Here is a 23122-nt window from a genome sequence, read left to right on the forward strand (position 1 = left end):
CTACCTAAATCACACCGCATTCCCCGTCATCAGGCGTCCGCGCGCCCCTTCCACGGCGTAAAATAAGGACGATTTACCCACATACTGCGAAAGCATCTCATGTCTAACGGTTCCCAGCCCGAAAAGGGCTCCCAGCTTGGCCTCGCCTGGTCCCTGCACGGCGACGGCAAAAATATCACCCCGGGCGGGGTCGTCCGCCCCCTCGAACGCCTCACCTGGGGCCGCACCATCGGCATCGGCGCGCAGCACGTCGTTGCTATGTTCGGCGCGACCTTCCTGGTGCCCCTGCTGACCGGCTTCCCTCCGGCCACCACCCTCTTCTTCTCGGGTATCGGTACCATGCTCTTCCTGCTCATCACCGCAGGACGCGTGCCCTCCTACCTGGGGTCGTCCTTCGCCTTCATCGCACCCCTGGCGGCAGCCACCAACCAGTACGGCCCCGGCGGCGCCCTGGGCGGTATCGTCATGGCCGGTGTCTCCCTGTTCATTGTTGGCCTGATTGTTCAGGTCGCCGGAACCGGCTGGCTAACCAAGCTCATGCCCCCGGTCGTCACCGGCTCCATCGTGGCGCTGATTGGCTTCAACCTGGCACCGTCCGCCAAGAATAATTTTATGGAAGCGCCCGTGACCGCCCTGGTAACGCTGAGCTCCATCATCCTGATTTCGGTGCTCTTCAAGGGCATGATTGGCCGCCTGTCGATCCTGCTGGGCGTCATCATTGGCTACATCACCGCCGTGCTGCGTGGTGAGGTTGACTTCACCGCCATCGAAAAGACCTGGGCCGAGCAGGGCCTGATTGGTCTGCCCCACTTCCAGCACCCCGAATTCCACTGGAACCTGGCCGGCCTCTTCATTCCCGTCATTCTGGTGCTGGTTGCTGAGAACATCGGTCACGTGAAATCCGTTGCCCTTATGACCGGGGATAATCTCGACAAGTACTCCGGCCGCGCCCTCATGGCGGACGGCCTGGCCACCACCCTAGCCGGTACCGGCGGCGGTTCGGGTACCACCACCTACGCCGAAAACATCGGTGTTATGGCGGCAACCAAGGTCTACTCCACCGCCGCCTATTGGGTCGCTGCGATTTTCGCCGTCCTGCTCTCGATCTTCCCAGTTTTTGGTGCCGCTGTGGCGTCTGTGCCTGCCGGTGTGCTGGGCGGCGCTGCCACCGTACTGTACGGCATGATTGGCATGCTGGGTGTGCGTATCTGGGTTGAGAACCGCGTGGACTTCTCAAACCAGGTCAACCTGACCGCCGCGTCTGTGGCCCTGATTGTAGGTATTGCTGACTACACCTGGGATATTGGCGACCTGCAGTTCGCCGGTATTGCCCTGGGTACTGCCGCGACCCTGGTGGTCTACCACCTGATGGCGGCACTCAATAAGGCGTCGAAGGCCCACCCCGAGCCGCTGACCCCGACCGAGGCTAAGGGAGACGTGCACTAACCTCTCCCCTGCCCCGGAGCGCTTGCAAGGGGACCAGATTTCCAAAAAGGGACCGCATATTATGCGGTCCCTTTTTGATTTTGCGGTCCCCTTGTTGCTGTTTAGGAAGCGAGGACGCCCGCGAGCAGGTCGGTGCGGTTAGTGACGATTCCGTTGACCCCCAGGGCGATAAGTTCCCGCATGGTGCGTTCATCGTCGATCGTCCACACGTGTACCTCTACCCCGGCCCGGCGGGCGGCAGCCACCAGCTTGCGGTCAACAATGCGCAGGCGGCGGCCCGCCACCCGATGATAGGCCGGCACCTGAACCGCGTCGAAGGGAAGCATGAACCTACGGGTCAAAGGCTTAAGAAAACTCCACAGACTAGGGTGTATGCGCGATAGGGCATAGAAAAAAGTGAAGGCTGACTGCGAGGCGCTCAGGGGAACCTGCACCCCTAGATTCTGAGCCGCCCGGTGCGCCTGCCGCAGGCGGCGCTCCGAAAAGGACGCCAGCCGCACCCGCTCTACCGCACCGGCAGCTACCAGCACCCGCGCAACCTCGGCCGCCGAACCGGCGTCCTTAAGGTCGATATTGAAACGGGTCTCGGGGAAGGCCTCGAGCATGTCGCGCAGGCGAGAAATCCGACCGCCGTCCACCAGGCTCAGGTCACGCAGCTGATCCCAGGTCATCTCAGCCACCCGGCCCGGGCGGCCCACCAAACGATTGAGGGTGGGGTCGTGAAAAACCAGCACCTGGCCGTCAGCGGTGGTGTTCACGTCGGTTTCGATCCAGTGGGCCCCAGCATCGAGGGCGCAACGGAAAGCTCCTTCGGTGTTTTCAGCCTGGCCTATAGCAAGCCCTCTGTGAGCATAAATCTGGGTGTGATTAGGCGAAGACGATGAAAATGCGTGTGAAGGCATAAGAACCAGTATATTACCGGCCAGTAACTTAGGCCTGGCGACCCTCGCGCTCAGCCAGCATGCGCTCGATAATCTGGGCAACGCCGTCCTCTTCAAACCCCGGGCAGATACGCCCCACCCGGTCTTTGAGCTCCGGCAGGCCCGATGCCATCACGTAGCCGTGACCTGCCCAGTCCAGCATCTCAAAGTCATTGGGCATATCCCCAAAAGCAGCCACCTCATCAGGGCCAATGCCCAGCGAAGCCGCGAAGTCAGCCAGAACCCGACCCTTATTCAGCCCCCGCTGCGCAATTTCCACCAGGGGCTGGTAGGGGGCAGAGCGCGTTACAGATACCCGCTCCCCCACGATCTCTTGCACGCGGGCCAGTAGGTCGGCAGGTACCGCACCGTCCCGGAATAGCAGGTATTTCACTACCTCAGCGTCGGGCGCCAGAATCTCTTCCAACCGCCCCTCAACCACCTTGCTGGTGTCTTCCTGCACGTGAGGGTCATAGGTTCCCTGCACGTAGACATGCTCCAGGGTCTCCGCGATATAGAGAGCCCCCGGGAAGGCCTGCTCCAGCTCGGCGTGCAGAGCCAGAGTTTCAGCCCCGCTGATAGTGCGGGTAGCAACCACCTGCGAACGGGCAATATCGAACATGACCGCACCGTTAGAGCAGAAGGCAAAAGAGTTCTCGCCGTTCCATTCCTCGCCGAGCTGCTCCAGCACGGGAGCCAACCAGCGCAAGGGGCGGCCAGTTACAAAGACGATACGGACGCCAGCATCCGCCGCCGCGTGCAGGGCCTGCAGGGTGCGGGGGCGGAACCTGAAATCGCTCCCGATGAGGGTGCCGTCCAGGTCGCTGGCAATCAGTTTAATCATGCTTTACATTCTAGAGGCTTGCTAGAAAGATTCCGCAGACTCACGCTCGCTGCCGACCCTCTCGCTGGTTCGCTGACGCTCACAAGCGATTCACGCCAGCCGCCGAGCCAGCAGCTTCGCTGTGAGTCTGCTTCATCTATCTTTAGGCAAGCCCTCTAGTTCTCTTCTTCATAGGTCGCCGTCAAGAAGGCTCGGGCGATGCCGTGGAAGAAGAGGTTGAAGTTGACCACGGCGGGGCTGGCGTTTTCGTCGATGTCGAGTTTTTCCACGTCAACGGCGGTGACGCAGAAGATGTAGCGGTGGGGGCCATGGCCAGCGGGTGGGGCTGCGCCGACGAAACCGCGGGTACCGCCGTCGTTGAGATGCCCCAGGGCCCCTTCGGGCAGGTTTTCGGCGGCGCCGGTGGCCAGTTCGGTGACCGAGGCGGGGATGTTAGAGACCGCCCAGTGCCAGAAGCCTGAGGGGGTGGGGGCGTCCGGGTCAAAGCAGGTCACCACAAAGGACTTGGTTTCTGCGGGGAAGCCGCTCCAGGAGAGCTGGGGCGAGACGTCCTCACCGCCTGCTCCCATGATGCCGGAGACCTGGGCGCGGGGCAGGGTCTCTCCCTCGGTGATATCGGCGGACGCGAGCGTAAAGGTGGGTAGGTCAGGCAGGTCTGCGTAGGGTTCGCGGTTGAGCATGAGGGGCCTCCTCGTCGTTGATGGGCTTTGGCTATGCACTAACCAGTCTACTGACTATCCCCCCCTCACGAAAAGGGACCTGAAAACTAAAGAAGGACCGCAAAATATGCGGTCCTTCTTTAGTTTTGCGGTCCCCTCGGGGAGGGGAGCGGCGGAACTAGCCCTAGCCCTGCGGGTAGAGCACAGCGTTCAGTTCATCGCGGCTGGGCGGGTTAGCGCCCTCGCGGGAGACGGTGATACCGGCAGCAACCGCTGCGAAAGCCAGGATCTCCTTGAGGTCGTCCTTGCTCAGCAGCTCAATAGCGGCGCGGGCGCCCTTGCCCTTGATGTCGCGGTCAAGCAGAGCCGCGATGAGGGCTGCCATGAGGGAGTCGCCGGCACCCACGGTATCGGCAACCTCTACCCGGTAGGCGGGCAGGGCGATGCCGTCGGGCGAGGTCTTGCGGGTAATAGCCCAGGGGCCCATCTCGCCGCGGGTCACAACCACCAGGGAGGCCCCCAGCTCCAGCCAGGCCCGCGCCGATTCTTCCAGGGTACGGTTGGGGTAGAGCCACAGAAGGTCCTCGTCAGAAGCCTTCACCACGTCCGCATGACGCACGATGCTCTCAGCCCAGGCGCGGGCTTCTGCAGCGTCGGGCACGATGGAGGGGCGGCAGTTGGGGTCGTAAGAAATCAGGGCGTGGGGGGCTGCCTGCTTGACGGTGTTGAGCACAGCGGACGCACCGGGCTCTAGCATGGCGCCGATAGACCCCACGTGCACGGCGGTGGCGTTCTTGCCCACCTCGTCGAGAGCTGCCTGGGCAGCGTCGAGTGACCAGTCAATATCGAACTCGTACTCAGCGGCGCCGGTATCGCCAATAGTTGCCTGTGCAACGGAGGTCTTTTTGGCGTCAGCACCGACAGGGAGCAGGACGCCCGAGGCGCGCAGGTGCGCGTCGATAAGTTCACCGTAGGCGTCCTTGCCGTAGCGGCCAATGAACTGGGCCTCGTGGCCCAGACGGGAGACGCCAACGGCAACGTTCATGGGGGAACCGCCGGGGTGGGCGTGGGATTCGGCGCCGGGGCGCTGGACAACATCTACGAGGGCTTCGCCAATGACAGTGAGCATGCCCTTATTTTACCGGCTGTGGCCCCGGCCTCAGAGAAGTTTCGCGTCACAAACTCCACATGTGAGAGAACAAACTATAAACTTAGGTCTGTAGTGCCCACCAGCTCGTCGTGCCCGTGCATGAATCGGGGTGTGGGCCGCCAGTCACCAGCTACCAGCGCACCGCCGCGCTGCTAACCGATGAGTTCAATGACGCTACTCATCGAGGAAGAGGTCAACACTATGACTATTTCTGCCGACAATGCTCACGAGCAGTGGCTTGCCTCCGAGGCTGAAGCCGAAGCTATGATCCCCCTGATTGGCAAGCTGAACCGAGAGAACAATGTGGTTGTCTCTATTCACGGTCACAGCCTGATTAATAAGTCTGTTATTCAGATTTTGAAGGCTCACCGTTTTGCCCGTCAGATTGATGACGTTGAGCTGAATCCGGCTGATTCTCTGAAGATCCTTGAGATTGTCAGCACCCTCGACCTGGGTGCCTGCTCGCTGGGTCTGGCCAGCCTGCAGCGCAAGTTTGAGGCTTCTGGTGCCGGTGATCTTGAGGCCTGGCTGAAGGAAGAACTGGCTCCCGTTGTCGGCAAGAAGGGCCAGATTGAAGCTGCCTCACAGGACGTCGTACTCTACGGTTTTGGCCGCATCGGCCGCCTGCTGGCCCGCATTCTGCTGGAGCGCTCCACCGGCGCCGGCCCCAAGCTCCGCGCGGTTGTTGTTCGTAAGAACACCGACAACGACCTCTACAAGCGCGCCTCTCTGCTGCGCCGCGACTCCGTCCACGGTGCTTTCAAGGGCACCATCCGCGTGGACGAAGAGAACTCCACCATCATCGCCAACGGCACCCCCATCAAGTTCATCTACGCCTCTGACCCGGCCGAGGTCGACTACACCGCCCACGGCATTGAGAACGCTATCGTGGTCGATAACACCGGCCGCTGGCGCGACAAGGACGGCCTCTCCCGCCACCTACAGGCCAAGGGGGCTGCGCGCGTCCTGCTCACCGCCCCCGGCAAGGGCGTCAAGAACATCGTCTGCGGCGTCAACGACGACATCATCGAAGATAGCGACACCGTCCTGTCAGCGGCCTCCTGCACCACCAACGCCATCACCCCCGTGCTGGCCGTCATGGACGAGGTCTTCGGCGTCAAGCGCGGCCACGTTGAGACCGTCCACTCCTTCACTAACGACCAGAACCTGATTGATAACTTCCACAAGGGCGATCGCCGCGGCCGCTCCGCTGCCCTGAACATGGTCATTACCGAAACCGGTGCCGCTAAGGCAGTGTCTAAGGCCCTGCCCCAGCTGGAGGGCAAGTTGACCGGTAACGCCATCCGCGTTCCCACCCCCGACGTCTCCATGGCTATCTTGAGCCTGCAGCTCAACAAGCCCGTCGGGTCTAAGGAAGAACTCAACAACCTGCTGCGCGAACGTTCCCTGCGCTCCAACCTGCGCCGCCAGATTGACTACACCGACTCACACGAGGTCGTGTCAACCGACTTCGTTGGCTCCCGCGCCGCCGGTGTCGTGGACGGCCTGGCCACCATCACCTCCGGTGACGATAACGCCATCCTCTACGTCTGGTACGACAACGAGTTCGGCTACTCCTGCCAGGTAATCCGCGTGCTTGAGACCATGATTGGCGGTAAGCTGCAGAGTTTCCCCGCAGCGATCTAAGAGCGCGGACGCCCGCCGCACATCCTGGTGCCCTCGGCTAGCTATGCCGGGGGCACCTGCTTTTTAGGGGTTGGGGCGGAAGTTGCCGCCAGCAACCCTCTCGCTCCTCGCCTGGGGGCTCGTCGCGATTCACGCCCCGCCTTGCGGCGGATTCCGTTCGCTCTTGCGTGCTGACGCACTCGCTCACTTCATCGAGCCAGCTGGCTTGCAACTTCCGCCCCACCCCCGAGGGGCAGCAAACGTAAGCTCGTCCGCCAAGGACTCCGGGCTACGCGAAGTTCTCGCTCACCCAGTCCCCCGCGGCGGTGGCGGGGGCTGCTTTTTCTGCGCCGGAGACGCGCGTATTCAGTTCGATTAGGGCCTCGGTGGTGAGCAGGGCTGATACCTCATCGAGCACGCGGGCGGCTGCTACCGAGACCTGGCGGGTGTTGATAACGGGTAGTACCTGCTGGGCCAGGATCATGTTTTTGGGGTCTTCAAGCACCACGAAGTTGTTGGCAGTGATGGCGGGGTCGGTGGAGAAGAGGTCCACGATGTCGACGGTGCCGTCGGCCAGGGCTGAGACGGTGAGCGGGCCGCCGCCGTCGTTGATGGGTTCGAAAGACGCCGGGGTGAAGCTGTAGAGGCGCTCTAGGCCGGGTAGGCCGTAGGCTCGTTCCGCGAATTCCGGGGGTGCTCCTAGGCTGAGCTGGCCGCTGAGGGTGGTGAGGTCGTCCAGGCTGGTCAGAGCGTGTTCTTCGGCGGTAGCGGCGGTGACGACCAGGGAGTCCTTGTTTTCTGCCTGGGAGGCTGCCAGAACGCCCAGTTCCTCGGGCAGGGCGGCGGGGAGGGCCTGCACGATGTCTTGGGAGGTGACGGCTGTGGTCTCTGCGTCGAAGTAGAGCAGGAGGTTGCCGGAGTAGTCGGGTACCACCGAGACGGTGCCCTCGCGGAGGGCCCCGAGGTAGGCTTCGCGGGCGCCGATGGCGGGGCTGGTGGTGGCGTCTAGGCCGCGGGCGCGCAGGGCGGCGGCGTAGATTTCGGCGATAATTTGTGATTCGGTGAAGTCGGCTGAGCCTACGGTAATGGTGCCGGTGGTGCTCCCGCTGCCAAAGGCGGTGGAGCCGTCAAGGCCGCAGGCGGAAAGGCCTAGAGCCCCGGCGGCGAGTCCTGCCCCGGTGAAGAGGGAGCGTCGGGTGAGGCGGGGTGATGTCATGGGTGTTTACCTTAGTCCGGGGTAGGTGAGGGCTCTTTGTACAAGGGCAAGTAGAGCATCGACGATGAGGGCGAGGGCTGCAACGAGTAGGACGGCCGCGACCATGCGGGTGTAGTCGCGCACCGCCAGCCCATCGATGAGGTAGCGCCCCAGCCCGCCAAGGTTGATGTAGGCAACCACGGTGACGGTTGCGATAATTTGCAGCACCGCGTTACGGATGCCACCGAAAATGAGGGGCAGGGCCACGGGAATTTCTACCCGAGTGAGCACCTGCCAGCCGGTCATACCCTGGGCGCGGGCGGCGTCCTTAATAACGGGGTCCACCGCCGCAATACCGGCGTAGGTGCCCGCCAGGAGCGGGGCGATCGCCAGTATGACGAGGGCAAGTACCGGGGCGGTCAGCCCCAGTCCCAGCCAGAGAGCGAAGAGGGTGAGCAGGCCCAGGGTGGGCAGGGCTCGCAGGGCACCGGTGAGAGCTACGACCAGGTTCTGTCCCTTGCCAGTGTGCCCCACCCAGGCACCGAGCGGCAGGGCGATAGCCGCCGCGACCAGCAGCACTAGGCCGGAGTAGGCCAGGTGCTCGCCAAGACGCTGCCAGATACCACCGGTGCCCGCCCAGGCACCGGGGGCGGTGAACCAGGCCCAGACGTCCTGAAAAATCATGAGGGGTTCCTCCAGCGGGTAAGCCCGGCGCCAGTCAGGGCCAGGAGGCGGTCAAGAGCGAGAGCCAGGACGAGGGTGAGCAGGATTCCGGTGATGATTTCAGCCGGTAGGTCCCGGCGCAGGCCGTCGGTGAAGAGGGTGCCGAGGGACTGGATGCCAATAACAGCGCCCACCGACACCATAGAAATATTCGAGACCAGGGCAACGCGTAAACCGGCGATCATGACGGGTAGCGACAGGGGTAGCTCAACCTGCCAGAAGCGGCGCAGCGGGGTGTAGCCTACGGCTGTGGCGGCTTCGAGGGTGATGGGTGAGACCGATTCGAAGGCGTCCACGGCGCTGCGCACCATCATGGCTACCACGTAGATAGTCAGCGCCACGTAGACGTTGAGCGGGGAAGTAATGGAGGTGCCCAGCACCAGGGGCATGAGCACGAAAAGCGCTAGTGAGGGCACGGTGTAGAGCAGGGACGCCCCGTTCACCACTGCTCCTTTACGCAGACGTCCTGTGCGGGTATAGGCCTCGGTGGAGCGCCCGTCCGCCCGCCGCCCCAGGGCCAGGCGGGCCAGTGGCAGGGCAAGGACGAAGCCCACCAGCACAGGTATGACCGATTGCGCCAGGTGCAGGGCGGTGAGCTGCCCGATATAGGGCAGGTTGGCTAGAAACCAGTTCATGCGGACGTCCCGTCACCGGCTGCCGCGCTGGCAGGGTTCTCGCCGGAGTCGGCGCTCTCGGTACGGGCCCACGGAGCTTCTAGGCCGTAGCGCAGGTAGCGCTCCTGCCGGGTTGCTTCGAGCACGTTATCGGCTTCCAGTAGCCCCAGGGCCAGCCCCTGCTCGTCAACCGCCACACCCCAGCCGGAGGGTGAGGACAGCACCGAATCCAGGGCATCACGCAGGGTTCCGCCCTGCATGAAGAGGGAGCCACCGGGCAGGTGCCTGCCGCCGGTGACCCAGCCGTCGGGGCGTCCGTCCGCTAGTCTCAGCTGCCAGCCCTCGGCCTCAGCGGCCTGCAGGGGGCGGACGGCCACGTTCCCCGCCCCAGCAAAGGTCAGGCGGCGCATGCCGCGGTCGCGCCCCACAAATGAAGCAACATAATCACAGGCCGGAGCCCGCAAAATCTCTTCGGGGGTGCCGAACTGGGCGATGGTGCCGCCGGGGGCAAAGACGGCGATGTAGTCCCCCAGGAGCACAGCCTCGTCGATATCGTGGGTGACGAAGACGATGGTGCGGTGGAGCTTCTGCTGCAGGTCGAGAAGGCTCTGCTGCAGGTCAGCCCGCACCACGGGATCGATGGCACTAAAGGGCTCGTCCATGAGCAAAATATCTGACTGCCCCGCCAGAGCTCGGGCCACACCCACGCGCTGGGCCTGACCACCCGAGAGCTGGGCCGGGTACTTGCTAGCAGAGGCGCGATCTAGGCCCACCGTGTCGAGAAGTTCCAGGGCTTCAGCACGAGCCTGTTTCTTGGCTACCCCCTTGAGGCGGGGAACGGTGGTGATGTTATCGAGCACGCTCTGGTGGGGCATGAGCCCAGCCTGCTGCAGCACGTAGCCAATGGAGCGGCGCAGTTCGTGAACAGGGCGGGCGGTATTGGCTTCGCCGCGCACCAGAATCTCACCGTCGGTGTGCTCGACCATGCGGTTGATCATGCGCAGGGATGTGGTTTTACCGCAGCCCGAGGGCCCCACAAAGACCGTGATTTTTCCCTGAGGAATGCTGAGGGTGAGGTTATCTACCACCGCCGTGTCACCGTATTTCTTGGTGACCGACCGGAATTCAATAGCGGGGGCCGCTGCCATACTTGCTCTTTCGTTTGAGGCGGGGAAGGTTTTGCTCCATCAACCTAACACCCGTGGGTTCCACCCTATTCCAGCAGGTTCTAAAACAGCAAGTACCCTGTCATAAATGCACATGCCCTGCTAAAAGTGACAGGCAGATGCACTTTTAAGGCGGCAGGTCGGTTGCTAGGCTGGTGACATGAAAATTGCTACCTGGAACGTGAACTCTATCCGTGCCCGCGCCGACCGCGTGGAAGACTGGCTAGAGCGCAGCGACGTAGACGTCCTAGCCATCCAAGAAACCAAGGCCACCGACGAGACCTTCCCCTACGAGATTTTTGAGTACTCGGGCTATGAGGTGGCCCATTTTGGGCTGTCACAGTGGAACGGGGTGGCTCTCGCCTCCCGCGTGGGGCTTGAGGATATTCAGCGCACCTTCACCAACCAGCCCGCTTTTGGCAAGCCCGGTGAGGACGCCGTCGTTGAGGCCCGCGCTATCGGGGCAACCTGCGGCGGGGTTCGGGTGTGGAGCCTCTACGTGCCTAACGGTCGCGGTATCGACGACCCGCATATGCCCTACAAGCTGGCCTGGCTGGAAGAGCTTCGCAAGGACGCCGCCAGCTGGCTAGAGCAGGACCCCGCGGCGCAGTTTGCCCTGGTAGGAGACTTCAATATCGCTCCCCGCGACGAGGATGTGTGGGATATCGACTTCTTTAGGGAAAACCAGATGACCCACGTGACCGAGCCTGAGCGGGCAGCCTTTAGGGCTTTTCTTGAAGAGCCTCTGGGGCTGGTTGATGTGGCCCGTGAACACACCACGGTGCCCTACACCTACTGGGATTACACCAAGCTACGCTTCCCCAAGAATGAGGGCATGCGCATTGATTTTCAGCTCTACTCCCCCGCGCTGGCCCAGCGAGTTGTGGGCGCTGAGATTGATAGAGAAGAGCGAAAGGGCAAGGGCGCTTCGGACCATGCCCCGGTGATTGTTGAGATTAGCTAGCTGAGCGGACGCCCCCGCCCGACAGTCCGGGGATTGCGGGTTAAGGGTCAAAAAGTGTGTCCGGAATCGCGGATTTTCACGGATTGACCTGTAGGTTTCCGGAAAGTATATGCTCCGGAAGCATATATCTAGCCCCCGACGGGAAATCCTCGGTGTGGCAGCCGTGATGTGCTATGCGCGGCGTGGTGTGGTGTCGCAATGTCGAAGAACCAACCACGCTGCCACTGCGGCGGTGAAATGAAACGCAACGGCACCACCAGCAAAGGCACCACCAGATGGCGCTGCAAACAATGCGGCGCCTCCAGCGTCAAACGTCGAAACGACATCACCAACGCGGCAGTGTTCACCCAGTTCATCGAGCATTGCACCACCGCAATATCACTCGACGACCTAGCCAAACGAAACGGTGTTAGCCGCGCCACCATGAAGCGGCGCTTCAAGTGGTGCTGGCTCGTTGATGTGCCTGACCCCACCGCCGGCCACCACAAGCGGATCTACGACCAGGTATTTCTCGATGGCACCTACACCGCCGGTGGCTGCCTGATCGTCGCGGCGACCATCGACCACGTGATCGCCTGGCACTGGTGCAAACACGAAACCACCCGCGACTACCAACTGCTGCTTGAACGCATCGAAGCCCCACTCATCGCCGTCATCGACGGCGGCCAAGGCGCATACAGCGCAATCAAAAAGTGCTGGCCGACTACGAAAATTCAACGCTGCCTCGTCCACGCCCAACGCGTGGTCCGCCGCTACACCACCACCAACCCACGCACCGATGCCGGGCGCACCATCTACCGACTTGCGCTGAAACTGACCCGGATCACCACACTGGATGAAGCCGCCGCGTGGGGTGTGCAACTGCACGAGTTTTCAACGATCTACCGGGAATGGATGAACGAGAAAACCATGATCAAAGACCCCAAAACAGGTGCATGGACCCGCGTGTGGACCCACCACAACGTGCGCAAGGCCTACAACAGCCTCAACCATCTTTGGCGGTCCGAGATGCTGTTTGTCTACCTCAACCCGCCAGCAGGAGTCCTTGCGCCCGAGCGGATCAAATCCACCACCAACAGCTTAGAAGGCGGCATCAACGCCCAGCTCAAACTGCTCGCCAGAACCCACCGCGGCAGATCAGGCGAACGACAACGCCGCATGCTGGATTGGTGGCTCTACTTAAAAACGGAACTGCCTGACGATCCAGTACGAATCGCCAGGCAGTCCGACTGGGGCCAGGGCCAACTCGCCAAAGTATCCACCCTGACCCAAACCGAGAACCAAGCCGACCACGAAACAGGACGCCCAGCCCTCTACGACAACGCTATCGACACCGACTACACCCACTCAATCGGCATTCAAAAAGGCCAAATCTAACCCCCGCGACACGCCGAGCCAGACACACATTTTGACCCTTAACCCGGCATTGCAGACCCTCTAGAAAAAGCCGGAATACGACAATAGCCCCAGTCCGTGAACTCACAGGCTGGGGCTATTGGGTGTTAAAACAAAAAACCCACTCTCATGTAGAAGCCTAGAGAGTGGATTTCGTGGCTCCGACCGGCGTCGATCCGGTGACCTTACGATTTTCAGTCGCACGCTCTACCAACTGAGCTACAGAGCCAGGCATACCCTTAGATATGCCACAACCGCGTCTTCCCACAAGTGAGAACTTACGCGGTCGGAGCGACCCCGACGGGACTTGAACCCGCGACCTCCGGCGTGACAGGCCGGCGCGCTAACCAACTGCGCTACGGGGCCATACGCAAGAACCGAAGTTCTTACATGGCCGTGAAACCAAAGGTTTCACAGTACCCCCAACGGGATTTGAACCCGTGTTACCGCCGTGAAAGGGCGGCGTCCTAGGCCGCTAGACGATAGGGGCTAGTTCGCTGTATCGTGACCGGCTTTGTTTCCTCAGCCCGTCGCTCGAACAAGTAATACATTACGCGAGTTCAAACAGGCGCGCAAATCGAAAACTGCCCAACCGGGGTATTTTGGGTCAAAAATTGAGTGCCCTGCACCACAAAATTCACGCAAAAGTAACCGGTGATACACATAAACAACCTAGCCAGAACCGATATTGCCGCAACAAGCGTCCGTACCAAAAATTTTTTGAACTTTTTAAAAAAGACGGCAGGATAGCGCCGTCGGAGCCCTTTTCAGCCTGAAAAGGAGCTTCGGCGGGAGCTATCCTGCCTTGTCTTACAACCAGCCTACTCCTTGCGAGAGAAGCTGACTAGAGTGCTTTTACGTTTTGGCTAGCCCCAGGTAACGCCGGCATCGGGGGCCTGATCGATGCGGGGGTCTTCGATCTGGGGAACAATCATCACGGGCACCTGGGTATTGTGCAGGATGCCCTGGGAGGTGGAGCCCAGAATCATGCCGGTGATACCGCCGCGGCCGCGGGTACCGACCACAATCATGTCGGCAGCCTTACCTGCTTCTAGCAGAACCTGCACGGGGGAGCCGTCGATGAGCTTGAACTCGATTTCCAGCTGGGGGAAGTAGCCGCGAATCCATTCGGCAGCCTTGCGCTGCAGGTCGGCGATTTCGCGGTAGAGGGCCTCGAAGTCAACAGCGGCGGGTACCCAGTTCAGGGCGCCGGTGTAGGGGGCGAGCGCGTTGACCAGGGTGAGTTTGACGCCGCGGCGGCTTGCTTCGTCCGCTGCCTGCATCATGGCAAGGCGGGCTTCGTCGGAGCCGTCCGAACCGACAACCACCGACTTGCCGCTGCCCAAGATGCCGGGGTCGGCTTCAATCTTCTCGGCGTAGGAGTGGGGTACTGCAACGGTGGGGCAGTGTGAGTGGGCGGGCAGGGAGGTGGAAACGGTGCCCAGCAGTCGGCCCAGGAGGCCGCCGTGGGAGCGGGAGCCAACCACCATCAGCTCGGCCTTCTTGGAGAGTTCTAGGAGCACGGCGGTGGCGTCGCCGGTTTCTACGGTTGCGCGAAGTTCAACGCTGGTTTCACCCACGCGGGAGTGAGCTTCATCGAGAATCTGGGCCACACCGTCAGTCAGGGCCTGCTCGTCAACCATGGAGTAGCCTGCGTCGAAACCGGTACCGGTGAAGACTGGCAGGGAGTAGGCAGTGACCATGCGGACGGGCACCTTGCGGATCTCAGCCTCATGCACGGCCCAGCGCAGGGCACCGTAGCTCTGTTCGGAACCGTCGATACCGACGATAATTTCGCCGGCTGCGTTGGCCACTTCTGCGATGTCGTTGCGGGCAGCTACTGCTTTTTCACCGAAGGTGAGAGCGCGTTCGGTCATGGTCATCTCCTTAGATTCATGATGACCCCGCTCTGCCAGCCGGGTTGCCGGCGCTGCTGCCGGGGCCTACTTCTAGTTTAGTCCTCGCCCGGTGAACGGCGTGACTTATTTCGCATCATTACCGCACTTATTCATTTTTGAACTAGATAAGGTAAGGACGCCGCCCCGCACTCCCCTGCCGCTGGGGCAGGGAGGTGGGTGGCGGCGTCCTTGCGCCAACGAGCGTGCGTTATATCGCTGAGCGTGCAGTAGCCATGCGCACGCTCGGCGATACGGCGCACGCTCGCTGAGAAACGCCTAACCCGGGGGACTAAACACAGCGCCGGAGGCGGTCACCGTGAGTACGCCCTGTTCGGTGTACAGCACTGAGGCATCCCCTACCTGCTGCACCTCAGCCACCGGGAAGCCAAAGGCATCTACAGCACCGTGGGCATTGAAGTAGTCCCCTGCCGGGGTTCCAGACTCAACAAAATGGGCACCCGTAGCCTCAGACCAGAAGACGTTACCGCTAGCCAGGCCCGGCTGGGCAAAACTCTGGCGCACGCCGCTGCCCACCGGTTGCTCGTCGGTCACAGGAATCAGGTTGTACAGGGCAGAGCCGTCGCCCACCGTCACCGCGCCAAAACGCCACAGGTCATAGATAGCACCGTGCACAGCATGGGTGCCCGTTACCTCGTTATAGAACACAGCCCCGCGAGTAAAGTTCTGGCCAATAAACCCGGGGGTATCAGGAGTACCGGGAGCAATAAAACCCTCATCGGTGGGAGCGCCCAACCAGGCGTAATCTTCGGGAGCCCAGGGCAGGGTGCCGGTGCTTGAGCTGGTCGCCAGCGACGGCTGCTCCGCGGTACCGGCCTCGCTGGCCTGGGCGGGAGCAAGCCCCGTGAGCGTCAGCGCCCCGAGGGCGAGCGCCGCCGAACCGCAACGGGCAAAAATACGGAGTGAAGACTTGTTCATGGTGTTGTACCTTCCTTTCTCCAGTACTTCCACCCCATCACAGCCACCCTGGCCCGGGCAAGCAAAAACAGGCAGGTTTATCGAATTGTGAGCCAACTGTTACCGGGCTGTGACCGGCCGCCCAGACTCACAGCCAGCACCCACCTCTTCGTGGGAAAATAGGCATGTACGAGCAAGAATCGAGGTAGATTATGGCCGATACCCCGCAGACAAGCCCCTCGTGGAGCACCTGGGCCCGCCAACACACCACCCAGCCCACAGGCGTCCTTGCGCCCCGTTCGGTGCCTGAGCTGCAAAAGCAGGTTAAGGACGCCGCCGCGGCAGGTAGCCGAGTCAAGGTAGTGGGGCGGGGGCGCAGCGCGTCCGCCATTGGGCAGCCGGTCGGCACCATGCTGACCCTGGAGCACCTCACCGGCCTGGTGCGGGTGGACCCCGATAACCTCACCGCCACCTTCCTGGCGGGCACCACCGTGCGCGAGGCCAACCGCCTGCTGGGCCACTACAACCTGGCCTTCACCAACCTGGGGCGGCTCGACGAGCAGACCCTGGCCGGGGCAATTTCTACCGGCTTCCACGGCACCGGCCTGAGCTACGGTATCTTTGCCACCCAGGTTGCCGAGCTCAAACTGGTGGACGCCACCGGCACCTTACTCACCTGCTCGCCCCAGCAGAACCCGGAAATTTTCTCAGCGGCCCTCTGCGGCCTGGGCGCCCTGGGCATCATCGTAGAGCTGACCTTTAACGTGGTGCCCCAGTTCCGCCTGCACGCGGCTGAGCGCGGGCACACCTACGAGAGCATCGTGCACTCTTTTGAAGACCGCTCCCGCGGGGCTGACCACTACGAATTTAGCTGGTTTCCGGGCTCCGGCGAGGTGCGCACCCGCAGACTCACCCGCCTGGCCCTGCTCACCGACGGCTACATGCCCGCCAGCGCTGCCCTGAGCCAGGCCCGGCGCTACGGCGGCGACTATCTGCTCAACAACGGGGTATTCTCGGCGCTCAGCTACGCCGGGGCTAAGGTGCCTGCGGCGCAGCCGACGCTGAACAGGGTAGCCAACTGGGCTAAGGGCAACCGCCGCTACGCCGACTACTCGGCCCGCGTTTTCACTATTCACCGCACCGTGCGGCAAAACAATATGGAATACGCATTCGATATGTCGCAGTTTGCCGACGTCATGCGCGATGTGCGCGCCCACCTGGCGTCCTACCGTAGCCAGATGGCCTACCCCCTGGTCGTGCGCACCGCTGCCGCCGACGACATCTGGCTTTCGCAGGCCTACGGGCGGGAGACCTTCTATGTCTCGGCACGCGCCTACTGGCGTCAGCCCCACGCCGAGCTCTTCAGGGTGTTAGAAGGGGTTTTCAAGGAGCACGGCGGACGCCCCCACTGGGGTCAGTTCCACACCCAGGACGCGGACGCCCTCGCCCAGCTCTACCCCCGTTTCAACGACTTCGTGGAGCTGCGCGAAGAGCTAGACCCGTCGGGCCTCTTCCTCAACCCCTACCTGGACTGGGTGCTCATGCGGTAGCCCCCGTAGGTACCATCTAAATCAGAAAAACCCACCAATTAGGTGGGTTTTTCTGATTTAGATGGTCTTTTCTGAAAGAACCTGACGCTACTCGCCGCGTGAGATAGCGGTCATCTCGTCGCGGTCAACCACCTTGATGCGGGCGCGGGGCTCGCCGGCGGCGTCCTTGGCCTCTGCGCCCAGGGCCTTTTCGTGGTCGTCCAGGCGGTGCCAGCCTTCCCAGGTGGTGTAGCGGACGCCGGCCTGATCGAGGAAGGCCTCAATGGCTGCGGGGTCAGCGGCCTCGGCGGTGTAGAGGTTTTCGCGGTCTTCGAGCAGGTGGGTGACGGTTTCGAGGGCGTCTGACTTGGTGGAACCAATCAGGCCGACGGGGCCGCGCTTAATCCAGCCGGTGGCGTAGAGGCCGGGGACGGGCACATCGCTGTCGTCGATGACGCGACCCTCAACGTTGGTGATGACGCCGCGTTCGCTGTCGTAGCCGACCTCGGGCAGTTCGGAGCCGAAGTAGCCGATGGCGCGGTAGACGGCCTGCACGGGGTAGTCGATGAATTCGCCGGTGCCGGTGACGCCGCCGTTGCCGTTGAGCTCGGTGCGTTCCATCTTGATGCCGGTGACCTTGCCGTGCTCGCCGAGAATTTCAGCGGGTGACTGTAGGAAGTGCAGGTGCAGGCGGCGGGAGGCGGTGCCGGGGTTTTCCTTCTGCTCTTCGAGCCAGCCGTTGAGGGTCTTCATCATGACCTTGGTCTGGGCGTTGGTTTCCATGGCTTCGCGGGAGGCCTCGTCGAACTGGAAGTCTTCTTCGTAGAGCACGATGTCTACGTCGCGGGAGTGGGCCAGTTCGCGCAGTTCGAGGGGGGTGAACTTGATCTGGGCGGGGCCGCGGCGACCGAAGACGTGCACGTCGGTGACGGGTGAGGCCTTGAGACCTTCGTAGACGTTGTCGGGGATTTCGGTGACGAGCAGGTCGTCGGCATGCTTGGAGAGCACGCGGGCGACGTCGAGAGCTACGTTGCCGTTGCCGAGCACGGCGATTTCTTTGGCTTCCAGCGGCCAGGTGCGGGGCACGTCGGGGTGGCCGTCGTACCAGGAGACGAAGTCGGACGCGCCGTAGGAGCCGGTGAGTTCAACGCCGGGGATGTCGAGGTCGGCGTCCTTGATGGCGCCGGTTGCGAAGATGATGGCGTCGTAGTGCTTGCGCAGGTCGGCCAGGGTGACGTCGGTGCCGTAGTTGACGTTGCCGAAGAAGCGGATGTCGCCGCGGTCGAGCACCTTGTGCAGGGCGTTGATGATGCCCTTGATGCGGGGGTGGTCGGGAGCTACGCCGTAGCGGATCAGGCCGAAGGGGGCGGGGTAGCGGTCGAAGATGTCGATGGCTACGGGCACGGCTCCGGTGCGGACTTCTTCGCTTTTGGTGAGGATGTCTGCGGCGTAGATACCTGCGGGGCCTGCACCGATGACGGCGACGCGCAGGGCGCGGGGGGCTTCGGTTGACACGGGTTTTCCTTTCGGCGCCGGGCGTAGGTGGGCACGGCGGGTTGGGACTTTGGTTCTGCTCTAGTCTACCGAGTTTGGGGCGGACGCCGTCGCCCCGGTTACAGAGTAAGTCTTGGGGTTACCGCGGGTTGGGGCTGGTCGTAACAGAGGTAACAGATACGGGCGGGGTGCAGGGTGCTTTAGATGGCTCCGGCTTGGGACCAGCCAGCGTCTAGGCATTCTTGGGGAGCGGTGAAGATACCGGTTTTGTTGTTCTCGCTCTGGGCAAGGACTTCTGCCGGGATCTGGCTGTAGTGCTGCTGGTATTCTTCCTCGCTCATGTAGTCACTGGCTAGTTCTTGCTCAGCAAACTCGGTGGGGTCAGCTAGTGTGCCGCCGAAGCACATGACGCCGGAGTAGAGCACGTAGACATTGCCGGTGTCGATGCCCCGCTGAAGATCTTCGTTAGAGATGGTGGGCCCCTGGGTTGCTAGTTCTTCGGAGCTGGCGGTTGCTGTGGTGGCAGGTGGCGGCACAGTGGTGGTGCGGACGCTCGGGGTGGAGCTTGGTGCCTCAGCTGTAGTGGACGCGCCGCTGGAGCAGGCCGCCAGCAGCGGAATGAGTAGGGCAAGGGGAAGGGCTCGACGTTGCATGGTGCAATCTCCTTTGAATGCCAAGAATTGTAATTATTCCACCAGACACATCTGAAGTTTTCAAGAGATAGAAGCACCTTCAGTACTTAAGTACTGAGTTGTGCTTAGAAACTTGGCTCAACGCTCCTTAAGGGTATTTTCCTCTTCACGCCAGCAGTCCCAAACTAGGCAGACATAGAAGTAAACAGTCAGGTGCATACTTTAACTGAAGTGTTTCTAGACAACCGCCAGGCCTGCATCTCACAGTTGGAGATGCAGGCCTAGCGGTGTCTATTTACTGATTCTCGCGCTTAGCTTTTTGGTGCCGATACAGAGTTACCGTAGCAACACACAAGGTAGCAATTGCACCACCGTAGGTGATGTAGCTCAGAAGCGAGCTGAGAGTTTCTGAAGTCATGTTTCGCTATCTCCTTTGTTTATGAAAGCATAAAGAAACTTCACCGAAGATAGATTTCTATATCAGCTTCGATATTTTCATAACATCACACACCACTCTGAAAATTCAAGAGGATACAACACATCTAGTACTTAAGTACCGACTTCTCTATAACCCCTTGAATTTTGTCCAAAAACCCTGTATTTCTAGGCATAGAACTCCAACTATGTCAAAGAGGATCCAGATGAAAGCGACTCTGACAACCCTGTTAGTTGCCCTTACCCTAGCGTTACCTGCACAAAATCACCTTTACGGCCACCACTCACCCACTTCTGCCACCCCAGAAGTAGAGTTAGCTATCGGCTGTCCAAAATTTTTGGAACATCTACGACTCTGTAAAAAATAGAAATCCATATGAACTACCTCGAAATCACCCGTAACCTCCCTGCTATAAAGCCAACAGGGAAACTACGCATTACTCTACTCTTCGTTACAGTTCTGGTAACCCTTGGTGACTTTCTACAGGTACCCTATCTTTCTGGAGCAGACCGCTTCTACAACCTAGTGTCTCTGCTGCTCCTTACGCTCCTGCTCTACACCTTCTATGCCAAGAAAATATTCACCACGTATATTTTCTGCGTTGGGCTTGTAATTAGTTCCTTTTATACTCATATTCCCGATAACAGTTTCTTCTACCTAGGAATATTTTTTGGGGTTCCCCTAGCAGTTTTTCTAGCTAGCTCAAGGCAGCTTATTTTATTAGGAGTTAGCGTACTTTTATTTTTCTTCAGCGGGTTTGTAAATCAAAATTTTCTCAGCTGGCTCATCGTGTCATTATCCTTCTGTGTTCTTCTATTTTTTGTTCCCCTAGCACTACGAATCTCCTGGGAGCAGAAAAAGACCCTGGCTCAGGAATATGCCGACTACAAAGAACAGGTAGCTGAATCCAACCGCGCCCTAGCCCGCGAACTCCACGACACCGTAGCTCGGCACATCAGCGTCATCGGCCTCACCACCGGCCAAGGACTCGATGCAATCACCCCCAGCGGCAAAGACACCGCCCTGCACACCATCGAAGAACACACCCACAAAGCCCTCACAGACATGCGCCTGCTCATCCGCACCACCCGAGGAGACACCGACCCCACAGCCCTACCCCAGACGTCCGCCCCCACCATCAACCTCACCCAGACCCTAGCCCAAGCCCGCAAAGACCTCACCGACCACGGCTTCACCCTGCACGAAAACATCACCATCACCGAAGCCGACCTACCCGACGGCGTGCGCCCCACCTTCCACAAACTCATCCAAGAAATCTGCCACAACGCCAAAAAATACGCCCAACCAGGGTGCACCATCACCGTCACCGCCAAACCCAACCTCACCGGCGTCACCGTCATCACCTCCAACCCCACCGCCCCCAGCAACCCCAAAAAACACACCCGGGGCACCGGCTACGGACTCGTCGGCATAGGTGAGCGCATCCGCGCCCTCGGCGGAACCATGCACTACGGAATAACAGACACAACCTGGAACCTCACCATCCACCTGCCCCTCGCCACCGCCTAGAAAGCACCCACCATGCACCAACCCACCGTAGCCCTCATCGAAGACGACCCCGACTTCAACGAGCTCCTGGGCCTCTACATCAAAAACGACCCCGACCTCAACCTCATCGCCACAGGACGCAACGGGCAAGAGGCCATCACCATTGCCAACACCCTACGCCCCGAGGTCTTCCTCATGGACCTCAACATGCCCGTCATGGACGGCATAGAAGCTAGCAAACACATCCTGGCAACCCACCCAGACACTAAAATCATCGCCGTCACCACCTTCGATAGCTACAGCTACGTCAGCCAAGCCCTCGCCGCAGGCGTCCACGGCTACCTCCTCAAAAACTCCCGCGCCAAGGAAATCAAACAAGCAGTCACAGCTGCGGTTGAGGGGCGGGCCATCATCGACCGGCGGGCCCTCGCCAGCCTGGTTATCTCAATGAACCTCACCCAACCACCCCAGGGCGACCCCTGGAGCGAACTCAACGAGACAGAGCAGGCCATCACCAAGCTCGTCTGCCTGGGGCACACCAACCAAGAAATCGCGGAAGAGCTGAACTACTCACTCTCAACCGTCAAAAACACGCTCTCACAGGTCTACAAAAAGATGGGCGTCACCACCCGCACCCAGCTCCTGGTACACGCTGGGCATCACAACTTCCCGGTGCTGGACTAAAACTTCATCTGCCCTGTAATTTCAGGTATACCTGAAATTACAGGGCAGATTTCACTTAATTTCAGGTATATTCGAAATTATGACTCAGCTTCTTGCTCGCGACCGCTACCTTGACCTGTTAACCAGCATCACGGACCCCGCTCTTGTACGGGTCATTACCGGCGTACGACGCTGCGGCAAATCAGCCCTACTTCGAATGTATCGAGAACACCTCATAAGCCACGGGGTTGCCCCTCACCAGATACTATCTATCAATTTTGAAGACATGAGCAACGACAACCTGCGAGATCCGCAGATCTTCCACGCACATGTTCTCGAAACGATAGAAAACCACGAAGTACGGTTTCTACACATCGACGAAGTTCAGGAACTAAATGACTGGGCTCGCGTCGTAAACTCACTGCGTAGCCGCGAGAATCTTGAAATCTGTGTTACCGGATCCAACGCGTCAATGTTCATTTCTGAGTCCATCACCTATTTAGCAGGGCGCTATATCGAGATATCCATGCTCCCCCTGTCATTGACCGAATTTACTCGTTTCCGAGAACACTCAGGGATACACTTCACAGGAGCAGTTCAGGCCTACCAACAATGGATCAAATGGGGTACCTTCCCAGCAGCAGCTGTAACAACCAACGAAGAAGTAGTACGACAGCTCAACACCGGTCTCTTTGACTCAATCTTTACCAGGGACATAGCGTTACGCGGGCAGATACGTGATACCGAAGCCTTTCTGCGAGTAGCCCGTTTCGTTTTTGATAACGCAGGCTCTGAACTTTCAACCCTCTCCATCGTGAAACAACTCAAGTCACACGGCAGGAATGTTTCATCTGAGCTCGTAGATCGATACCTACAGTTAATGGTCGACGCGCACTTACTTTACCGCTGCCGCCGGTACGACACCCAAGGGAAGCAGTGGCTAAAGACCAACGGGAAAATGTACTTCGTAGACCCCGGTCTACGCAATTCTTTGCTAGGGTCACGGGATTACAACAGGGGTCGAGACCTCGAAAATATGGTGTACCTAGAACTTCTCCGCCGGGGTTTTGAAGTCACCACCGGGCAGGTCCCCGAAGGTGAAATAGACTTTCTAGCCAAGAAAGAAGGGCGCACAATCTATATTCAGGTAGCCCTAACAACAGAATCTGAGCAAACCCTAGCACGAGAATTAGCCCCTTTTCAGCGACTATCCCCCGGAGCGCGTTGCCTCCTACTCACAGGTGATAGATTCGCCCCTTCAACAGGTGATATTGAGTGGCTAGATGTATTTGAGTTTTTAGCCGGTTCATCCTTCTAGTATCTAATGTAATCAAAAGCTTCATC

Annotated in this window: 21 protein-coding genes and 3 tRNA genes; 8 read left to right on the forward strand and 16 right to left on the reverse strand. The window is 60.3% G+C overall.

The annotated features are described in order from the left end of the window. Nucleotides 1-99 precede the first annotated feature (99 nt). Nucleotides 100-1446, forward strand: coding sequence for a uracil-xanthine permease family protein (locus L6963_RS08090; protein WP_237207354.1), 1347 nt, complete (start codon nucleotides 100-102; stop codon nucleotides 1444-1446). 101 nt (nucleotides 1447-1547) lie between these two features. Here L6963_RS08090 and L6963_RS08095 read toward each other — a convergent pair whose 3' ends face one another. The 4 genes from L6963_RS08095 to L6963_RS08110 form a co-directional block, all read right to left on the reverse strand. Then, complete coding sequence (locus L6963_RS08095) at nucleotides 1548-2348, reverse strand: glycerophosphodiester phosphodiesterase family protein (protein ID WP_237207355.1); 801 nt, start codon at nucleotides 2346-2348, stop codon at nucleotides 1548-1550. 28 nt (nucleotides 2349-2376) lie between these two features. Then, a complete protein-coding gene (locus L6963_RS08100) occupies nucleotides 2377-3210 on the reverse strand; it encodes a Cof-type HAD-IIB family hydrolase (RefSeq protein ID WP_237207356.1) in 834 nt (277 codons plus the stop codon). Nucleotides 3211-3365: 155 nt separating this feature from the next. Further along, complete coding sequence (locus L6963_RS08105; protein ID WP_237207357.1) at nucleotides 3366-3890, reverse strand: YbhB/YbcL family Raf kinase inhibitor-like protein; 525 nt, start codon at nucleotides 3888-3890, stop codon at nucleotides 3366-3368. A gap of 163 nt (nucleotides 3891-4053) precedes the next feature. After that, nucleotides 4054-4998: a carbohydrate kinase family protein gene (locus L6963_RS08110; RefSeq protein WP_237207358.1), complete on the reverse strand. Its 945-nt coding sequence runs from the start codon at nucleotides 4996-4998 to the stop codon at nucleotides 4054-4056. Nucleotides 4999-5220: 222 nt separating this feature from the next. On the opposite strand from L6963_RS08110, the gene L6963_RS08115 reads away from it, so the two are divergent. Next, nucleotides 5221-6666, forward strand: coding sequence for a glyceraldehyde-3-phosphate dehydrogenase (locus L6963_RS08115; RefSeq protein WP_237207381.1), 1446 nt, complete (start codon nucleotides 5221-5223; stop codon nucleotides 6664-6666). Between the two features lie 268 nt (nucleotides 6667-6934). On the opposite strand, the gene L6963_RS08120 is transcribed toward L6963_RS08115, so the two are convergent. The 4 genes from L6963_RS08120 to L6963_RS08135 are packed head-to-tail and all read right to left on the reverse strand — an operon-like array spanning nucleotide 6935 to nucleotide 10325. Next, nucleotides 6935-7861, reverse strand: coding sequence for an ABC transporter substrate-binding protein (locus tag L6963_RS08120; RefSeq protein WP_237207359.1), 927 nt, complete (start codon nucleotides 7859-7861; stop codon nucleotides 6935-6937). Between the two features lie 6 nt (nucleotides 7862-7867). Beyond that, entirely contained in the window at nucleotides 7868-8524 is a 657-nt protein-coding gene (locus L6963_RS08125) for an ABC transporter permease (RefSeq protein ID WP_237207360.1), read from the reverse strand. Further along, a complete protein-coding gene (locus L6963_RS08130; RefSeq protein WP_237207361.1) occupies nucleotides 8521-9198 on the reverse strand; it encodes an ABC transporter permease in 678 nt (225 codons plus the stop codon). Before L6963_RS08130 ends, L6963_RS08125 begins: the two co-directional genes overlap by 4 nt. Then, entirely contained in the window at nucleotides 9195-10325 is a 1131-nt protein-coding gene (locus L6963_RS08135; protein ID WP_272878933.1) for an ABC transporter ATP-binding protein, read from the reverse strand. Before L6963_RS08135 ends, L6963_RS08130 begins: the two co-directional genes overlap by 4 nt. Nucleotides 10326-10503: 178 nt before the next feature. On the opposite strand from L6963_RS08135, the gene L6963_RS08140 reads away from it, so the two are divergent. Beyond that, the gene (locus L6963_RS08140; RefSeq protein WP_237189539.1) at nucleotides 10504-11307 is read left to right on the forward strand and encodes an exodeoxyribonuclease III; all 804 of its coding nucleotides are present in this window, start codon (nucleotides 10504-10506) and stop codon (nucleotides 11305-11307) included. 198 nt (nucleotides 11308-11505) lie between these two features. After that, complete coding sequence (locus L6963_RS08145; RefSeq protein WP_005323424.1) at nucleotides 11506-12684, forward strand: IS256-like element IS1249 family transposase; 1179 nt, start codon at nucleotides 11506-11508, stop codon at nucleotides 12682-12684. 174 nt (nucleotides 12685-12858) lie between these two features. Here the strand turns inward: L6963_RS08145 and L6963_RS08150 are convergent. The 5 genes from L6963_RS08150 to L6963_RS08170 all read right to left on the reverse strand — a co-directional run bounded on the left by L6963_RS08150 (nucleotide 12859) and on the right by L6963_RS08170 (nucleotide 15536). Next, nucleotides 12859-12931 (reverse strand) — tRNA-Phe (locus L6963_RS08150). A 63-nt stretch (nucleotides 12932-12994) separates the two neighbouring features. Further along, nucleotides 12995-13068, reverse strand: a tRNA-Asp gene (locus L6963_RS08155). A 51-nt stretch (nucleotides 13069-13119) separates the two neighbouring features. Next, nucleotides 13120-13192: transfer RNA gene (locus L6963_RS08160), tRNA-Glu, on the reverse strand. Nucleotides 13193-13568: 376 nt separating this feature from the next. After that, a complete protein-coding gene (locus tag L6963_RS08165) occupies nucleotides 13569-14579 on the reverse strand; it encodes a universal stress protein (RefSeq protein ID WP_237207362.1) in 1011 nt (336 codons plus the stop codon). Nucleotides 14580-14876: 297 nt separating this feature from the next. Then, complete coding sequence (locus L6963_RS08170) at nucleotides 14877-15536, reverse strand: LGFP repeat-containing protein (protein WP_237207363.1); 660 nt, start codon at nucleotides 15534-15536, stop codon at nucleotides 14877-14879. A gap of 191 nt (nucleotides 15537-15727) precedes the next feature. Between L6963_RS08170 and L6963_RS08175 the strand changes: the two genes are divergently transcribed. Then, nucleotides 15728-17065: a D-arabinono-1,4-lactone oxidase gene (locus L6963_RS08175; RefSeq protein ID WP_237207364.1), complete on the forward strand. Its 1338-nt coding sequence runs from the start codon at nucleotides 15728-15730 to the stop codon at nucleotides 17063-17065. Nucleotides 17066-17152: 87 nt separating this feature from the next. On the opposite strand, the gene L6963_RS08180 is transcribed toward L6963_RS08175, so the two are convergent. The 3 genes from L6963_RS08180 to L6963_RS11810 all read right to left on the reverse strand — a co-directional run bounded on the left by L6963_RS08180 (nucleotide 17153) and on the right by L6963_RS11810 (nucleotide 19588). Next, the gene (locus tag L6963_RS08180) at nucleotides 17153-18559 is read right to left on the reverse strand and encodes an FAD-dependent oxidoreductase (protein ID WP_237207365.1); all 1407 of its coding nucleotides are present in this window, start codon (nucleotides 18557-18559) and stop codon (nucleotides 17153-17155) included. Between the two features lie 179 nt (nucleotides 18560-18738). Continuing rightward, nucleotides 18739-19191 carry a hypothetical protein gene (locus L6963_RS08185; RefSeq protein WP_237207366.1) on the reverse strand — a complete coding sequence of 151 codons (453 nt, stop codon included), beginning with the start codon at nucleotides 19189-19191 and terminating at the stop codon, nucleotides 18739-18741. Between the two features lie 274 nt (nucleotides 19192-19465). Next, complete coding sequence (locus L6963_RS11810) at nucleotides 19466-19588, reverse strand: hypothetical protein (RefSeq protein ID WP_257617982.1); 123 nt, start codon at nucleotides 19586-19588, stop codon at nucleotides 19466-19468. Between the two features lie 807 nt (nucleotides 19589-20395). Here L6963_RS11810 and L6963_RS08190 point away from each other — a divergent pair. The 3 genes from L6963_RS08190 (at nucleotide 20396) to L6963_RS08200 (ending at nucleotide 23096) form a co-directional block, all read left to right on the forward strand. Continuing rightward, nucleotides 20396-21136: a sensor histidine kinase gene (locus L6963_RS08190; protein WP_237207367.1), complete on the forward strand. Its 741-nt coding sequence runs from the start codon at nucleotides 20396-20398 to the stop codon at nucleotides 21134-21136. Between the two features lie 12 nt (nucleotides 21137-21148). Continuing rightward, nucleotides 21149-21799 (forward strand): response regulator transcription factor, encoded by a 651-nt coding sequence (locus L6963_RS08195; RefSeq protein WP_237207368.1) that lies wholly within the window; start codon nucleotides 21149-21151, stop codon nucleotides 21797-21799. Nucleotides 21800-21878: 79 nt separating this feature from the next. Further along, entirely contained in the window at nucleotides 21879-23096 is a 1218-nt protein-coding gene (locus L6963_RS08200) for an ATP-binding protein (protein WP_237205222.1), read from the forward strand. The last annotated feature ends 26 nt before the right edge of the window (nucleotides 23097-23122 follow it).

The organism is Rothia nasimurium (assembly GCF_928392795.1).
In the GTDB taxonomy this organism is placed as follows: domain Bacteria; phylum Actinomycetota; class Actinomycetes; order Actinomycetales; family Micrococcaceae; genus Rothia; species Rothia nasimurium_F.

Excerpts from the sequence above, each read along its gene's own strand:
- L6963_RS08145 (WP_005323424.1), top strand. The coding sequence starts at position 11,506 with ATGTCGAAGAACCAACCACGCTGCCACTGCGGCGGTGAAATGAAACGC.
- L6963_RS08195 (WP_237207368.1), top strand. The coding sequence starts at position 21,149 with ATGCACCAACCCACCGTAGCCCTCATCGAAGACGACCCCGACTTCAAC.
- L6963_RS08170 (WP_237207363.1), bottom strand. The coding sequence starts at position 15,536 with ATGAACAAGTCTTCACTCCGTATTTTTGCCCGTTGCGGTTCGGCGGCG.
- L6963_RS08090 (WP_237207354.1), top strand. The coding sequence starts at position 100 with ATGTCTAACGGTTCCCAGCCCGAAAAGGGCTCCCAGCTTGGCCTCGCC.
- L6963_RS08130 (WP_237207361.1), bottom strand. The coding sequence starts at position 9,198 with ATGAACTGGTTTCTAGCCAACCTGCCCTATATCGGGCAGCTCACCGCC.
- L6963_RS08100 (WP_237207356.1), bottom strand. The coding sequence starts at position 3,210 with ATGATTAAACTGATTGCCAGCGACCTGGACGGCACCCTCATCGGGAGC.
- L6963_RS08165 (WP_237207362.1), bottom strand. The coding sequence starts at position 14,579 with ATGACCGAACGCGCTCTCACCTTCGGTGAAAAAGCAGTAGCTGCCCGC.
- L6963_RS08125 (WP_237207360.1), bottom strand. The coding sequence starts at position 8,524 with ATGATTTTTCAGGACGTCTGGGCCTGGTTCACCGCCCCCGGTGCCTGG.
- L6963_RS08095 (WP_237207355.1), bottom strand. The coding sequence starts at position 2,348 with ATGCCTTCACACGCATTTTCATCGTCTTCGCCTAATCACACCCAGATT.
- L6963_RS08140 (WP_237189539.1), top strand. The coding sequence starts at position 10,504 with ATGAAAATTGCTACCTGGAACGTGAACTCTATCCGTGCCCGCGCCGAC.
- L6963_RS08110 (WP_237207358.1), bottom strand. The coding sequence starts at position 4,998 with ATGCTCACTGTCATTGGCGAAGCCCTCGTAGATGTTGTCCAGCGCCCC.
- L6963_RS08120 (WP_237207359.1), bottom strand. The coding sequence starts at position 7,861 with ATGACATCACCCCGCCTCACCCGACGCTCCCTCTTCACCGGGGCAGGA.
- L6963_RS08135 (WP_272878933.1), bottom strand. The coding sequence starts at position 10,325 with ATGGCAGCGGCCCCCGCTATTGAATTCCGGTCGGTCACCAAGAAATAC.
- L6963_RS08105 (WP_237207357.1), bottom strand. The coding sequence starts at position 3,890 with ATGCTCAACCGCGAACCCTACGCAGACCTGCCTGACCTACCCACCTTT.
- L6963_RS11810 (WP_257617982.1), bottom strand. The coding sequence starts at position 19,588 with ATGACTTCAGAAACTCTCAGCTCGCTTCTGAGCTACATCACCTACGGT.
- L6963_RS08115 (WP_237207381.1), top strand. The coding sequence starts at position 5,221 with ATGACTATTTCTGCCGACAATGCTCACGAGCAGTGGCTTGCCTCCGAG.
- L6963_RS08175 (WP_237207364.1), top strand. The coding sequence starts at position 15,728 with ATGGCCGATACCCCGCAGACAAGCCCCTCGTGGAGCACCTGGGCCCGC.
- L6963_RS08200 (WP_237205222.1), top strand. The coding sequence starts at position 21,879 with ATGACTCAGCTTCTTGCTCGCGACCGCTACCTTGACCTGTTAACCAGC.
- L6963_RS08185 (WP_237207366.1), bottom strand. The coding sequence starts at position 19,191 with ATGCAACGTCGAGCCCTTCCCCTTGCCCTACTCATTCCGCTGCTGGCG.